The sequence below is a fragment of the Segatella asaccharophila genome, assembly GCF_054687055.1.
Genome location: NZ_BAACAN010000036.1, coordinates 1 through 15,360, shown reverse-complemented (window position 1 = coordinate 15,360; position 15,360 = coordinate 1). Strand labels below are relative to the sequence as shown.

At 40.3% G+C, this 15,360-nt stretch carries 9 protein-coding genes; 8 read left to right on the top strand and 1 reads right to left on the bottom strand.

Annotation, left to right across the window (positions count from 1 at the left end):
* The first annotated feature begins 142 nt into the window (after window positions 1-142).
* The 5 genes from ACYRYG_RS12770 to ACYRYG_RS12750 all read left to right on the top strand — a co-directional run bounded on the left by ACYRYG_RS12770 (window position 143) and on the right by ACYRYG_RS12750 (window position 4,942).
* Window positions 143-571, top strand: a complete 429-nt coding sequence (locus tag ACYRYG_RS12770) for a hypothetical protein (protein WP_460198410.1) — start codon at window positions 143-145, stop codon at window positions 569-571.
* A 25-nt stretch (window positions 572-596) separates the two neighbouring features.
* Window positions 597-1,241 carry a DUF4903 family protein gene (locus tag ACYRYG_RS12765; protein ID WP_460198409.1) on the top strand — a complete coding sequence of 215 codons (645 nt, stop codon included), beginning with the start codon at window positions 597-599 and terminating at the stop codon, window positions 1,239-1,241.
* A 113-nt stretch (window positions 1,242-1,354) separates the two neighbouring features.
* On the top strand, window positions 1,355-3,406 hold the full coding sequence (locus ACYRYG_RS12760; RefSeq protein ID WP_460198411.1) for a TonB-dependent receptor plug domain-containing protein: 2,052 nt from the start codon (window positions 1,355-1,357) through the stop codon (window positions 3,404-3,406).
* A 9-nt stretch (window positions 3,407-3,415) separates the two neighbouring features.
* Window positions 3,416-4,111 (top strand): HmuY family protein, encoded by a 696-nt coding sequence (locus ACYRYG_RS12755; RefSeq protein ID WP_293423487.1) that lies wholly within the window; start codon window positions 3,416-3,418, stop codon window positions 4,109-4,111.
* 78 nt (window positions 4,112-4,189) lie between these two features.
* Window positions 4,190-4,942 (top strand): DUF169 domain-containing protein, encoded by a 753-nt coding sequence (locus ACYRYG_RS12750; protein WP_460198408.1) that lies wholly within the window; start codon window positions 4,190-4,192, stop codon window positions 4,940-4,942.
* Window positions 4,943-5,004: 62 nt separating this feature from the next.
* Here ACYRYG_RS12750 and ACYRYG_RS12745 read toward each other — a convergent pair whose 3' ends face one another.
* Window positions 5,005-6,672: a formate--tetrahydrofolate ligase gene (locus ACYRYG_RS12745; RefSeq protein WP_293425769.1), complete on the bottom strand. Its 1,668-nt coding sequence runs from the start codon at window positions 6,670-6,672 to the stop codon at window positions 5,005-5,007.
* Window positions 6,673-7,302: 630 nt separating this feature from the next.
* Here ACYRYG_RS12745 and ACYRYG_RS12740 point away from each other — a divergent pair.
* The 3 genes from ACYRYG_RS12740 to ACYRYG_RS12730 all read left to right on the top strand — a co-directional run bounded on the left by ACYRYG_RS12740 (window position 7,303) and on the right by ACYRYG_RS12730 (window position 14,923).
* Complete coding sequence (locus tag ACYRYG_RS12740; protein WP_460198407.1) at window positions 7,303-9,819, top strand: substrate-binding domain-containing protein; 2,517 nt, start codon at window positions 7,303-7,305, stop codon at window positions 9,817-9,819.
* 215 nt (window positions 9,820-10,034) lie between these two features.
* Entirely contained in the window at window positions 10,035-13,169 is a 3,135-nt protein-coding gene (locus ACYRYG_RS12735) for a SusC/RagA family TonB-linked outer membrane protein (protein WP_460198405.1), read from the top strand.
* Between the two features lie 26 nt (window positions 13,170-13,195).
* Entirely contained in the window at window positions 13,196-14,923 is a 1,728-nt protein-coding gene (locus ACYRYG_RS12730; RefSeq protein ID WP_294731797.1) for a RagB/SusD family nutrient uptake outer membrane protein, read from the top strand.
* Window positions 14,924-15,360: the final 437 nt, after the last annotated feature.

The window sequence follows — 15,360 nt, the reverse complement described above, 5'->3', positions numbered from 1 at the left end:
CCTAAGCCAATAGCCGCAGACAGCATACCGCAGCCTGCTTATTCTTTTATTGTGTCAAAACAAATAAGTTAAACCTGAATAGCCGATTTATAGGCTGTTCGCAATAAAAACATTTTCGAATGAAAAAGTAACTTTTCTTTTTATGATGATTATGGCGTTTGCCGGTGTAACAAATGTAAATGCCAAATGTGAAACCTGTCAGTATCTTGCCACTTCTGCAACGGATGAATATGATGGAACCTATTCGGGGGTAGCCGTTCCTACCCGAATGAATGGTGTTCCGATTAGTAGTGGTAAGGAATATAACTGTGCTTTTGAAATCAGTAATGGTATTCTTGAAGGTAATTTTACAGTAGGTCCTCATGATGTCTATATGGTTTCTTCTACAGCTATCACAGGTGTGGGGACTTATCCTGTAACAGGATATATTATCCTTTTAGGATTTAAGATGCCCTATACGGGTATTGTGACAGTAACTGATCTGGATGGTAATTCTCTGTCATTTACTTGCAATGCTCATTTAAGTAAAACGGGTTTAGAATCTGATTTTTCTTTTACGGGTACAAAATAAGTTATAATTCTATTTGCAATAAAAAATGAAATATCGTTTATTTTCCGTTGCGTCACTGATGATGCTGGTCTGTCTGACTTTCTTTTCTTGTTCAGAAGATGAGAAAATCATTCAGACTCCAGTGTCTGAGGAGAATCTGAACGCAGCCAAGAAGGTCTTGAATGACAGTATCGTACTGAATGCGAAGGGCATGATGGATCAAGTAAATAAAACACTTCTCCCCGAAGGGTGTCCTTTGAAGTATTACTTTTCTTGGAAGGGTGATTCACTGAATATCCAGATTAGAAAATTCTCAGTCGGCAGAATGCCTGTTACAATTTATTTTGGTATCAATTGCGCTTTTATGAAGTTGAATACATGGGAAAAAGATGAGTATAAAGGGAAAGGCTGGATCAAGTTTGAAGGTATAGGTGGTGTTACTCACTATACAGGCAATGATCAGGATACCTCTCATGAGTATACGGATGGAGGTGGAGGAGGAGGCACCGTCACCGGCTATTTTAATGCTGATACCAATGAGATTGAGTTTGAGACGGAATTCAATGTGATGGATTTCTCAGCTGATGTCTATCAGCAGAAGATAGATAAGAGCAGGATGGCTCATTTTAAGCAGGACTTTGCCAAATATGAAGCAGATCTTGCAGCCTATAAGAAGGCACATGGGATGTGAAATCGGATAGGATGAAAAGAAACTTTCTTTCGGCCATCATCATACTTTCTTCCGTGCCGGTCACTGTTCCTGTCTTGGCTCAGACCCAGCAGGAACATAGTGACTCCACGAAGATGATAACGGTGACTGGAGATATGCAGAAGAAAACCTATCAGCTGCAGGGGGTCACGGTGACGGGTTCAGCCATCCTGAAACCTATTAAAATATCGCCTGTCACTACTCAGGTGCTGGAAGGTAAGGCTTTGGCAGATGCCGGATATTGTAATCTGCAACAGGTGCTGCTGATGGAGACTCCGGGGATGAATATCCAGAAAGTGGGGTTTGGCAATGAACTCAACATGGATGGACTTGATGCCCGTCATGTGCTCTTCCTCGTAGACGGTGAACGTATGACCGGAGACATGGCGGGCAATCTTGATTATGAGCGTTTTAATCTTCATGCTATCGATCATATAGAGATCATCAAGGGGGGAAGCAGTACTCTTTATGGCTCGATGTCTTCCGGTGCAGTGATCAACATGATTACGAAGAAGACTGACAAACCTGTGTCTATAGAGGCTGGAGTGCGCTGGGGACAGATGAATGAACGCAATTATAAGAATCCCAAGAAAAGGGATTTCCTCTATATGTTCGAGAAGGATGTTGACAAGCCTAATCTGCAAACCTGGGTCTCTGCCGGATTACATCAGGGGAAGGTTACCTCGCAGACCGATGTCTGTTATAGTTCATCGGATGCTTTTAATCTCTATCAGAAAAAGAATGATACGAAAACTTATACGGCTAAGGTTAATAAATTCCTTGACCATGATGTGACGGTGACCAGCACACTGCCCCGCCCGCCGATGGGGGTGGAAGGTGACCAGCATGTCTCTCTGGCACAAAGACTTTATTATGAGCCTTTCCGCGGGTTGCATCTGCAGGCTGACGGTACGGCATTCTTTATGAACACGTATGATATGATCCCTGATCTTGTATTCACGCAGTCGAAAGATTTCTCATGGGGTGCACAGGGAAAGTATGACTTGAAAGATTGGCTGGATATTACGGCGGGCGTGCATACAGATTTCTATTACCGTTACAAGCGGCATGAACGGCGGAATGAACGCAGAAAGGTATACAACTCGCGGGTTATGGAACCTCGGCTCGTCCTGGAGAGCCACTATTTCAAAGGGCATGACCTGCAGATGGGTCTGGACTATTTCGGAGACCGTCTTACGAGTGACCGTTTCGTGAACCGTAAGATGACATCCCGTTCACTGAAGGAAACCGAGTGCTACCTTCAGGATGAATGGGTTCCTTCTGACAAGTGGATGTTCTCTCTGGGGGTGCGTACTAATTTCAGCCATCAGTTTGGTTTCATGTGGATGCCGAAGATCGCTGCTAAATATAATGTCAGTGATCATCTGGCCTTGCGTGCTGACTATTCGATGGGCTACCGGTCGCCGAGCATTAAGGAACTGTTCTTCAACTGGGATCATCTGGGAATGTTCATGATCAAGGGGAATGAATATCTGAAACCTGAAAAGAATAATTATTTTTCTCTGGGAGCTGAATATAACCGTGGGGATTTCTTTCTTAACGGAACTGTTTATGCGAACCTCTTCCGCCATAAGATAGAAGGAGTGTGGCGCATTTATGACATGCAATATAATTTCGAGTATACGAATCTTGACAATCAGACTCTGGCAGGTACAGACTGGCTGATGAAATGGAAGTTCCTCAGGCATTGGCTGATGAACGCTTCCTGTTCGTGTGTTTATGTAAGCAAGGAGAACGGTTTGCAGTTTAATACAACTTCTCCATACGCTGCGACGGCAGGACTGGCTTACAGCTGTGACAATCATAGGAACTATGGCTTGCGAGTAAATTTGAATGCTTCTCTTATGGGGGAGAAAACTTATGATGTGCAGGATCGTCTGACCGTTGACGGGATCAGCCATAAAGCTTATTTCCGCTGTAGACTGCCTGCCTATGTGCTTTGTAATCTGAATGTCCTTCAGAATTTCGGATCATATCTCAAGGTCTATGCCGGCGTGAATAATCTTTTCAACTATAAACCGAAGACGCTGGGATCTGGCTTGACCGCTTTCAGTGTACCGGCAACGGCAGGAGCGAGGGTCTATGTACAGATGGAGGTGAAATTGGATGCGTTGTTCCATAAATGAAGATCTAAAATGAAACGAATAGTATATCTGACAGGTTTAGTGCTGGTGCTCCTGTCGTCATGCACGGAATATGATGCGGATGATTTTGATGGGAAGGTGCTGCCCCGTGTTACCGGTTATGTCACTGGTGTCAGTAATGACTGGCTCTACTTTAACCTCCGTACGGGACAGGTATTTAACAGGACTGCTCCTAATCAGGATATCAAGGAGGGTGAACAACTCTCTCGCATGGACTGGGATCTGGCTTTCTGTGGTTATCACCTGCGGACGAATAGTGGTACCAGTGGCCCAGGAAAGGGTGGTGCCGTTGATCTGGGCTATGGTAATTATGACTATTGGACGTCTAAGTCTCAGGTGCTGTCAAAGACTTTCACTCCTGATGATTCAACTGTCTCCGTGACTTATTCGCAGGCTGACTGGTACCATTATCTGGTGGTTAATAAGTTGGATTTTGACGAGAACCCATGGTTTGACCCTAATAATGGCATCCGGCAACTTCGTTCTTCGGGCAATCCCGTTCTGGGTAAAGCGATTGCCTTGAGCGGACCTCCTATGGAGTATACCCCGAGCCAGCACACTTATGCTGTCCGCTCGGCTGATGGGGAACATTACTATAAACTGATGATTGTGAGCTGGTATAATACGAACTCGGAAATTGATGATGACGGAGGACAGTTCAGTTATTATCTGGATGAATTGAAGTGACGGACAATAAGACCGGAATTTGCAGGGATAGACGTACAAAATAAAAATTGTGCCGCGGGCTTCTTCGAATCAGAAAAAATGTTTAAATTTGCTTGTTGGCAAATAGAAAACATTATGGAGTCGAGTGAATTTGTGTCAGAGTTCCGGGCAGCCTTCGGGGCTATACCGTCCCTGCCGATGGCTTTTTATTATAGCGATAAACCTGTAGCAGAAACCGTGAAAAGAGGGGGCTGTATATTCAAGTTCTTTCCGAAGGTGTTCCTGGGAAATACGGTGAGTCTTAATGCTGAAACTATTGGCTGTGGGGGTGGTAAATTCTATACGGGTTTCGTGGATTTACCTGACTGCATTCCCGATTTTGTTTCCGTGAAAGAGAAATATAAAGATTCGCCAGAGAAAGTATGCCGGTTTATTAACCAGATAGGGGTTGAGAAGGCCCATGGTAAGTATCTGAACTTTCAGCGGGTAGACCGCATGGGCCATCTGGATAATATTGAAGGGCTTATATTCTTCGCTACCCCTGATGTCTTGTCCGGTCTATGCAGTTGGGCTTTCTTTGACAGAGATGAGCCGGATACCGTCTCGACCCTCTTTGGGTCAGGATGTAGCAGTATTATCAGTACGATTGTAAATGAGAACCGAAAAAACGGTTATCGTTGCTTTCTCGGGCTTTTTGATCCGTCAGTGCGCCCCTGGGTGGATGAGGATGTGTTGAGTTTTGCTATTCCGAAGTGCCGGTTGGATGTGATGATGAGAACACTTCCCCATACTTGTCTGAGTGGGACTTCTGCATGGAATAAGGTACGCAAAAGAATCAATGGGGTCATGTGATCATTATTTCTTCGCATACGGAGATCATATCCTGACCGGCAGGTAGGGACGGATGAGTATGTTCAAGAAAGTCCTTCTATTTGACCATTGATGACTCGGATATGTTCTGCTTGCGGATCTTTTGGAAGTCCTGGCATCCGTAAGATGTGCCCCGCGATGGCAACGATCATTTCCGAACCAGCGTTGATGACCAGGTCTCGGATGGTGAGGGTGAAATCCTCAGGCATGCCGTAAGCTTTTTTGTCTTCGGAAAATGAATACTGGGTTTTGGCAATACACACGGGGAAATGTTCAAAACCTAATTTCCGGATACGATCCAGTTGTTTTTTAGCAGCTGGCTTGAAGATTACCTGCGATGCTCCATAGATTCCGCAGGCGATCTTCTTGATTTTCGTCTCTATGCTATCTGAAGTCGGATAAGCAAACTTCAACTTCTCCGATGGCTTTTCCTCAATGGTCTTGACTACCAGACGGGCGAGTGCTTCAGCCCCCTTTCCGCCTTCTGTAAAAGCCCGGTTGACGGCAAATCCTACGCCTAGTGCTTCACAATGATGTTTCACTATTTCTATTTCATCGTCCAGGTCTGTAGCGAAGCGATTCAGACAGACCACGACCGTCTGCCCGAAACTTTGCATATTTCGGATATGCTTGTCCATATTGGCAAATCCTGCCTGTAATCCTTTGGCATTGGGCTCTTTGATAGCGTTTATTTCGACGTGCCCGTGCATTTTCAAAGCTTGTGTTGTTACTACGATCACTGTCAGCTTGGGTTGGATGCCGGCCTGGCGGCACTTGATGTCAAAGAATTTTTCTGCTCCTAGATCTGCTCCGAATCCGGCTTCAGTGATGGCATAGTCCCCGAAGGTCATAGCCATCTTGGTCGCGATGATGCTGTTGCATCCGTGGGCAATATTGGCAAACGGTCCTCCGTGGATAAAGGCCGGAGTATGTTCTGTCGTCTGTACTAAGTTAGGATGGATGGCATCCACTAGGATAGCGGTAATAGCTCCGGCTACTCCAAGATCACGGACAGTAAAAGGCTTCCCTTCGGCTGTGATACCGAGCAAAATATTCGAGATACGGTGTTGCAAATCTTCCAGGTCGGTGGCCAGGCACAGTATTGACATAATTTCCGAGGCTGGTGTGATGTCAAATCCACTTTCCGCCACCAGACCGTTGGCGGGCCCACCCAGTCCTGTCACAATATCCCGCAAACTGCGGTCATTGACATCCAGCACCCTTTTCCATAGCACCTCTTTCAAATGAAATCTTTCCTCCTGATGTCGGTAGATATAGTTGTCCAAGAGTGCGGCGATCATGTTATGGGCTGAGGTTACGGCATGAAAATCGCCGGTAAAGTGGAGATTGATCTTTTCCATCGGCAATACTTGGGCATAGCCGCCTCCTGTGGCTCCTCCTTTCATGCCAAAGCAAGGCCCGAGACTGGGTTCCCGCAGGGCCAGGACGGTGTTTCTCCCGATTCTGTTCATGCCTAATGCCAGCCCTATACTCATGGTAGTTTTACCATTGCCCGACAGGGTAGGAGTGATTGATGTCACCAAAATCAGATTGGATTTTCTTACTTTTTCTTCATCTATAAGTCTGTAAGGGACCTTTGCGATATATTTCCCGTAAAGTTCCAGATCTTCCACGGGAATATGGATCTTTTCTGCTATTGTCGTGATCGGAACAAGTTTTGTCTCGTGTGCAATCTCTGAATCTGTCTTCATGAAGATAATAACCTTTCGTCTATAATTGGTTGATTCGTACATACAAAGGTATAAAAAAGAATCTGTATAGACAAGTCTTTCACTTTCTAATATCTGGCTGATATACTAATAAACTGTTGATTGAAAAATGATAGCAATCATCAGGCAAGAAGAGATGTGCTGATTTTTACATAGCTATTTTCAAAGAATGGATGAATAATGGGGCATTTTATAAAGTTGGGTTTTCAACCATCTTGTTATGTTTCAGGAATAAAGTGGTATCCTCATGGAGGAGCAAAATAGTGCATTATGGTATACCGAAATGGTGCATTATGGCATGCCATAATGCACCATTTTGGTTGGCTTTGATTTCTGTCTTTTTCAGAATGCAATGAAAAATAAGCATGTCTTTTTCTGGTAGCTGTTATTCTGTGTTCAGAATATTTTATTCTAATTCTAAATTAGATTGAATTATTATTGTTATTTTTGCAAAAAACAATCAGTATCATGAGAAAGCGATTTCATTTGGCTCTAATTTTATCCATGGCTTTGTTATCTGTTGCTTGTAGAAATGATGTCAGACATTATCATATAGGTGTTTCGCAATGTAGTGAAGACATTTGGAGGGATAAATTGAATAAGGAAATGTTGATGACTAATTACATCAACAATAATGTAGATATAGATATTCAATCTGCTAATGATAATAGTAAGAAGCAGATAGAGCAAATCAATGATTTTATTCGGAAAAAGGTTGATTTACTTATTGTAGCCCCTAATCAGTTGTCATCTATTTCCTCTGCTATTGATAAAGCTTATCGAGCAGGGATTCCTGTGATTATGTTTGACCGTAAAACGAATACGGATAAGTATACGGCATTCATTGGAGCTGATAATGTAGAGGTAGGCAGGTCTATGGGGAAATATATTGCCGGAAAATTAAACGGCAATGGAATAGTGGTTGAGATTATAGGACTAAAAGGTTCTTCGCCAGCTGCAGATCGGCATAAAGGATTTATTGAGGCTGTAAGTAATTATCCTGGAATTCATGTCATTTCTTTGCAGGGAAACTGGAAGGAAAATAATGCTTATGATCTCATGAAGAGATTTCTGCGAAAGAATCCACATATCAATTGTGTTTTCGGGCATAATGATCGTCAGGCTTTTGGTGCTTATCGTGCAGCAAAAGAACAGGGATTGGCTAAGAAAATCATGTTTATGGGGGTAGATGGTTTGCCTACCAGGGGTGGTGGCATCGAATGTGTTCAAAAAGGGATATTCACCGGCACTTACATTTACCCTACCCGTGGAACGGAGGTGATGAACTTGGCCAAGAAGATTCTGGAGCATAAGCCATACCATCGAGAAAATCTTCTCAAATCGTTTGTCGTTACTAAAGACAATGCTGATATGGTAATGATACAGAATCAGGAATTGGAACGGCAAGGACAAAACATAGATTTGCTGCATCATAAAGTAAGTTCATATCTGAAAAGTTATAATAATCAGAAAATAATTATCTTCTTATGTGTTATTCTTGTTATATTGCTTCTTGTTAGTTTGTTGAGCGTTTATCGTATACACCTTACCCGTATTCGCATGAATGAGAAAAAAGAAGCAATGGCAAAGGCACAGTTGACTTTCTTTACTAATGTCAGTCATGAACTGAGAACTCCTTTGACACTGATTGCAGATCCAGTGGAGCAAATACTGGCTACCGGTAATTTAAAGGGGGAGAATCTTTCTTTGCTGAAGATGGTCAAGCGTAATGTAAATGTGCTCATGCAATTGGTGAATGATATCCTGGACTTTCGTAAGATACAGAATGGCAAGATGAAGCTACAACTCAGCCGGTTTGATCTGGTGAAGGAAATTCGTGAACTGACTGATGAATTCCGCCCGTCAGCCGAGAAGAAAAAGGTGGCAGTGAATTTTCTTTCGTCTTCAGATGAGGTGCTTGAAATGGTTGGTGACAGAGATAAGATAGCACGTATTTTTACGAATCTTTTTTCCAATGCCCTGAGATACACGTCATCCAATGGCTGCATTTCCGTCAATGTGTATCAGCCCAATTCTAAAGAAGTTGTCTTTTCCGTCCAAGACAATGGCGTAGGGATGCGGCAGGATGAGGTGGATAAGGTCTTTGACCGTTTTTATCAAGCCAGAGATGCCAATGGTGGTACAGGTATAGGACTTGCACTTGTAAAAGATTTTGTGGAACTTCACCATGGTAAGGTTAAGGTAACGAGTAAAAAGAATGAGGGTTCTGTATTTACGGTTATTCTGCCTGTTACTCAGAGAGGTGAGGTCGGTGAGATTACAGAACGGGCAAATGCCACTCAGGTGATGGGCTATGAAGGCCTTCTTGATAATCCGGATCAGGAATTGAAGAAAGAAAAGGTGACGACTGCTCTTGACGACAATGCTCCTACAGTAATGGTCATTGATGATAATGATGACTTACGGGAATATATTAAGAATCTGTTGTGTGCGAACTATTATGTACTGGAAGCATCTGATGGAAAGCGAGGATTGGACTTGGCTCGTGAATACGTACCAGACTTGGTGATTAGTGATATCATGATGCCAGTGATGGATGGTTTGGAATTCTGCAACAAATTGAAGTCCGATCGTACTACTTCTCATATTCCGGTAATCTTACTCACGGCGCGGAGTATGGATGACCAGCGTATAGAAGGCTATCAGCATGGAGCAGATGCCTATATTACAAAACCTTTTATTTCTAAGCTGTTACTTGCTCGTATTGATAACCTCTTGGCTAACCGTATCCGGTTACGTGAACTGTTTTCCGGTTCAAGGGAAGAGACTGAGAAAGAGAGTAGACTTGGAAATCCTGATCAACAATTTGTGGAACAATTGCGGATCGTAATCCGTAGTATGATGGGACATTCCAGTCTTAAAGTGGAACAAATTGGTGAGAAGTTGGGTCTGAGCAGAGTTCAACTTTATCGAAAGGTGAAAGCCTTGACAGGTTCTACTCCTGTAGACTTATTACGCAATGCCCGTTTAGAAGAGGGAAAGCATCTTCTTGAGACTACAGGCAAGACAGTGTCGGAGATCGCATACAGGGTAGGATTTACAACCCCTTCATATTTCACTACCTGTTTTAAAGAAAAATATGGTTTCAGTCCCAATGAGGCTCGATGAAGAGGACATGAAAGAGTTGCTTACTATTTCTTTATTTTTGTTTACTTACGTAAAGTAGACAGTTTTCTTATCACATTTTAGACATTTGCTTTTAAAATTGTTACATGAATCAAATTTGGAAGTAAATGTCTAATTTTTGTAAGTGCCTTTTTGGGCTTTCTTATACCTTTGCAACGAAAATCTAAATATTTTTACTAACTTTAAGCATCTTAATAATGAGAAATCTACAGAATTTATTTGTAAGTTTTTGCTTTCTTATGGCTTGTCTTGGGGCTAATGCACAAGATTTAATAGTCCATGGCACAGTCATTTCTGCTTCGGATAAAGAACCTCTTATTGGCGCAACAGTTAAAGAAAAGGGCATTAATAATGCAACTGTTACTGATTTAAGTGGCAATTTTAGTCTAAAAGTAAAAAATGCTGCCACATTGATTTTTAGTTACGTTGGATTTCAAATGAAAGAAGTTAAAGCTTCTGCGAATATGAATGTAACTATGAAAGATGAAGCTAATAACTTAAACGAAATTGTGATTACAGGTTATACGTCACAGCGTAAGGCCGATTTGACGGGTGCTGTTGCTGTAGTAAATGTTAAAGAGACAAAGACAGTTCCTGTAACGGACCCTATGCAAGCTTTACAAGGAAAAGTTGCAGGTATGACAATTACAAATAGTGGTGATCCTGCTAGTGATGCTACTATACAGATTCGTGGCATCGGTACCATGAATGACAATTCTCCTCTTTATGTTATAGATGGTGTCCCAACTAAGAATAGTTTACATTCTCTTAATGCTAATGATATAGAAAGCATACAGGTCTTGAAAGATGCTGCTTCTGCTTCAATTTATGGCTCTCGTGCCGGTAATGGCGTTATTATTATTACAACAAAGAGAGGTAAATCTGGTAATGTAAAAATAGACTTTGATATGTCATACACAGCTTCTTATTATGCCAGCCACATGAAGGTTTGTAATACAGAACAATATGGTGAAGCTATGTTCCGGGCATATACCAATAGTAGTGTTGATCCAAACTCTAATGCACTAAGTTATGCATTTAACTGGAATAAAGATTATACAAATCCTGTTCTTAATTCTATGAGTTTTGGTAAATATGATGGATATATTGATGCTGAAAAAACAATGCTTGCTTCCAATACTAATTGGTTTGATGAGATATCTCGTGTAGGTAGTTTGCAAAATTACAGCGTATCAATAAGTAATGGTACTGATAAAGGTTCCTATCTTTTCTCTGTTGGATATAAAGGGGATGAAGGTATTATCAAATATACTGACTATAATAGTATATCTGCAAGAATGAATTCAAGTTATAACCTTATCAATAATAAAGCTACTATCGGTGAAAATTTCACAACATCCTATTATACTTCTGTTGATCAGAACCAACAGAATCTTGCATTACAAGCTTTATCTATTATACCTGTTCATACTGTGGACGGTGATGGATGGGGTGGACCGGCAAATGGTATGAATGATAGAAATAATCCTCTGCGTTTGCTTTATGACGGAAGAAATAACAGAAAGGGGGCTTGGCGTATGTTTGGTGATGCATATTTATCTATACGTCCAATTAAGGGGCTTGAACTCAAATCTACTTTTGGTCTTGACTATATTCAGGATTTCCTTCGTACTTTAACTTACAGTTATAAAAACGGTTATCTTAGCAATACTATGAATAATAGTGAACTTTATCAGGATCATAATCTCAATTGGACTTGGAGCAATACTGCTACGTATAACTTGAGTTTTGGTAAAAATGAATTTAATTTTCTGCTAGGTACAGAGGCTTATAAAAAGACATATACATATATTGATGATTATCGTAAAACATATAGTGTAGAAAGTACAGACTTCATGTGGCCGGATGCTGGTACAGGTGATTCTTATGCAGGGGGGGACCAAAGTTCTTATGCACTACTTTCCTATTTTGGCAAGATAGATTATAATTATGCAGAAAAATATTTAGCATCTTTTACTGTACGCCGTGATGGTTCTAGTAAATTTGGTTCTAATAATCGCTATGGTATGTTTCCTGCGGCTACATTAGGTTGGCGTATCTCCAGTGAAAAGTTTATTAGTGATAACAAGAATCTTAAATGGATTGATGACCTTAAGTTGAGAGCATCATGGGGTAAGACCGGTAATCAGGAAGGCATAGATTACTATGCTCATACTGGAAAATGGTCTGTCGCTTATGGTTCTGCTGATCCTACATGGTCTGCTCCTAATTATACGTCTTATGATATGAAGGGAATTGGCAGTGGGACTTTAGCTTCTGGATATGTTCAGACACAACGTGCTAACGCTAATCTGAAATGGGAAACTACTACACAATGGAACTTTGGAATTGATTATACGTTATTGAATAATAGCCTTTATGGTAGCTTTGACTATTATATCAAAAAGACTACAGGTATTTTGTTAAGCCCAAGTTATATTGGTGTTATTGGTGAAGGAGGCCCTCAATATGTTAATGGCGCATCTATGCAGAATAAGGGTTGGGAATTTTCTATGGGTTATCGTAAGACTTTATCCAATGGCTTATGCTTTGATATAATGGCCAATATAGATTCTTATCGTAATAAGGTCATTAGTGTACCAGCCAGTGTTATCAATAACTATGGTGGTAACGGTGCTAACGATAATATTATTGGTCATGCTTATAATTCTAAATACGGTTATGTTGCAGATGGTCTCTTCCGTTCTCAGAAAGAAATTGATGCCTATAATAGCAAATATACTTATGCTTCTGGCTTCGTGGCTCCGGCGTTAGGACGTATTCGTTATGCAGATGTAAATGGTGACAATGTGATCAATGAAAAAGATCAGACTTGGATTTATAACCCGACACCAGATTTCTCTTATGGTCTTAATATTGTCCTATCATACAAAAATTTTGATCTTTCTATGTTCTGGCAAGGAGTACAAGGTGTCGATTATTACAACAACGAGAAATTTTCCACAGATTTTTATTCTGTAAGTGAAACTGGCTCCAATAAGGGGGTTAGAGTACTTAATGCTTGGAGTCCTACTAATATGAATTCGGATATTCCTGCTTTGACCTACACAAATGCCAATAATGAAGGTAGGCTATCAACATATTTTATAGAAAATGGTAGCTATCTTAAATTGCGTACATTACAATTAGGTTATATTCTTCCGAAGTCTATTATGAAAAAGTTTTATATGACCAATTGTCGTTTCTACGTTAATGCAGAAAACCTTTTGACGATCCATGCTTCTAATTTTTCAGCTACTGATCCAGAATCTTCAAGTTGGGGATACCCTATACCAACGTCCATGTCTGTTGGATTACAAGTAAGTTTTTAATTATTAATCATTAGCATATTTATAATATGAAAAATATAATACCTTTTACAATTATTCTTAGTGCAATATTTGCTTTAACTTCATGTGGCGATTCATTCTTAAATGAGAATGCCACCTCTGCTGTAACAGATAATTTTGTAAAGCAACAAAACCAGATAGAAGGCCTTGTGACTTCTGCGTATGCAGGCCTTGGTAATGATCATTATACGTATCCTTTTAATCTATGGCCCTATGGAGATATTAGAAGTGATGATGCAAAGAAGGGAGGGCGTGACGAAAGTGACTGTATTAATTATCACTATCTGGAGATATCAGAAGGTGTGAATTCTACTACGGATGGTCTGGATGATATATGGTATCACCTATATTGTGGCATTGCGCGCTGCAACGCTGCACTCCATTCTTTGGAGCTAAAGTCTAATAGTAACTATGCAAATAAGTTAGAAGAAATTGCTGAAATGAAATTCTTACGGGCTCATTTTTATTATAAATTGAAGATTCTGTTTAAATTCGTACCTTGGATTACTGAAGAGAATATTGATAAAGATGATTATACCACAATTGGCAACCGTGTATATAGTAACGAGGATCTTTGGAAGAAGATAATCTCTGATTTTGAGGATGCTTATAAAACTTTACCAGAGGTTCAGTCAGAGGTGGCTAGGCCAACAAAATATGCAGCAGCAGCGTACTTAGCTAAGTGCTATTCATGGTTAGCTTATCCAGAAGGTGACGATACTAACACTTTCACAGGAACTATTAATAAAGCGTATATGCAAAAAATGTTAGATTATGCAAATATTGTTATTAATAGCGGTAAATATGCTTTGCAACCGAATTTTGCTAGTAATTTTTTACCAACAGCAGATGGCGGTATAGAAAATGGAGTAGAGAGTATTTGGTCTATACAATTTTCAAAAAATGACGGGACTAAATTTGGTCGCCTTAATTGGGGCAATGTGTTAAATTGGCCGCAAGGTTGCGGTGGATGTGATTTTCATAAACCTTCACAAGATTTGGTTAATGCATATAAGACCATAAATGGACTTCCTGATTTTAATGATTTTGAAGGTTCTGATTACAATTATGCAACCAAAAATAGTGAAGTAGATCCTCGTTTGTATCATACCGTTGCTATGCCTGGTTATCCATATAAATATGATACCGATACAATCTATAGAAAGAGTTGGAATCGTAATGAGGCTGTATATGGTGACTATGCATCTCTTAAGGAATGTTGTTCTCCTAATAGTACTGAATATATTAAGGTAGATCCATTTTATGGCACTACTATTAACCAGATAGAGTTGAGATATGCTGATATTTTATTATTAAAAGCTGAAGCTGAGATAGAACTTAATAGTAATATTCCCGATGCGATGTCAATTATTAATCAAATTCGAATGCGTGCAGGCAGTACACAGAGTATGTCTTTAATAAAGAATTGGGCAACAAACTGCAAAATTTCTACTTATCCCACAACAGGAGTTAGTCAGGAATATGCCCGTCAAGCTCTTAGATGGGAACGAAGATTAGAGCTGGCAATGGAGGGACAAAGATTCTTTGATTTAGTTAGATGGGGTATAGCGAAACCTACATTAAATAATTTTTATAGGCATGAGGCTAAGGTATCAGCCTATTATTACAATGCCAAATTTGATACAGATCATGATGAATATTGTCCTATACCCTATAATCAGATTTACTATGCAGGTGGTGTAGATGGCGTTTATAAGCAAAATCCTGGTTATTAATATGTAAGTAGAGTTGCACTAACTTTATAAAGTTAGTGTGGCTTATCTTTTTGAGGTAGAAATGAGAGAAAAATGTAAAGTAATTTTAATCACTTTTTCTTTCTATATTGTATTTTAAATTGAAAATATAAATAATAATGGAATGTCTTAGAAAATACCTAGTTACTGCTATGTTAGCTTTATGCTGTATATTGACTGAAGCGGAAACCGTTGGTGTTGTGCAGCAGTTGAGTGATAATCATGCAATGATACGTGTACAAACGAGTAGCCGATACTTGCTTATTCCTGTTGAAGAAAAAGAGGATAATGCGGGGCACATGTATAAATCCGTGTTGACTATAAGAAAATAAAGGTTGAAGTTATAAGTTGTAGAATGCAAGAAAGAGCGTATCTTTGCATCCATGAACAACAATAACAATAAATCCTATGAGTTCTTT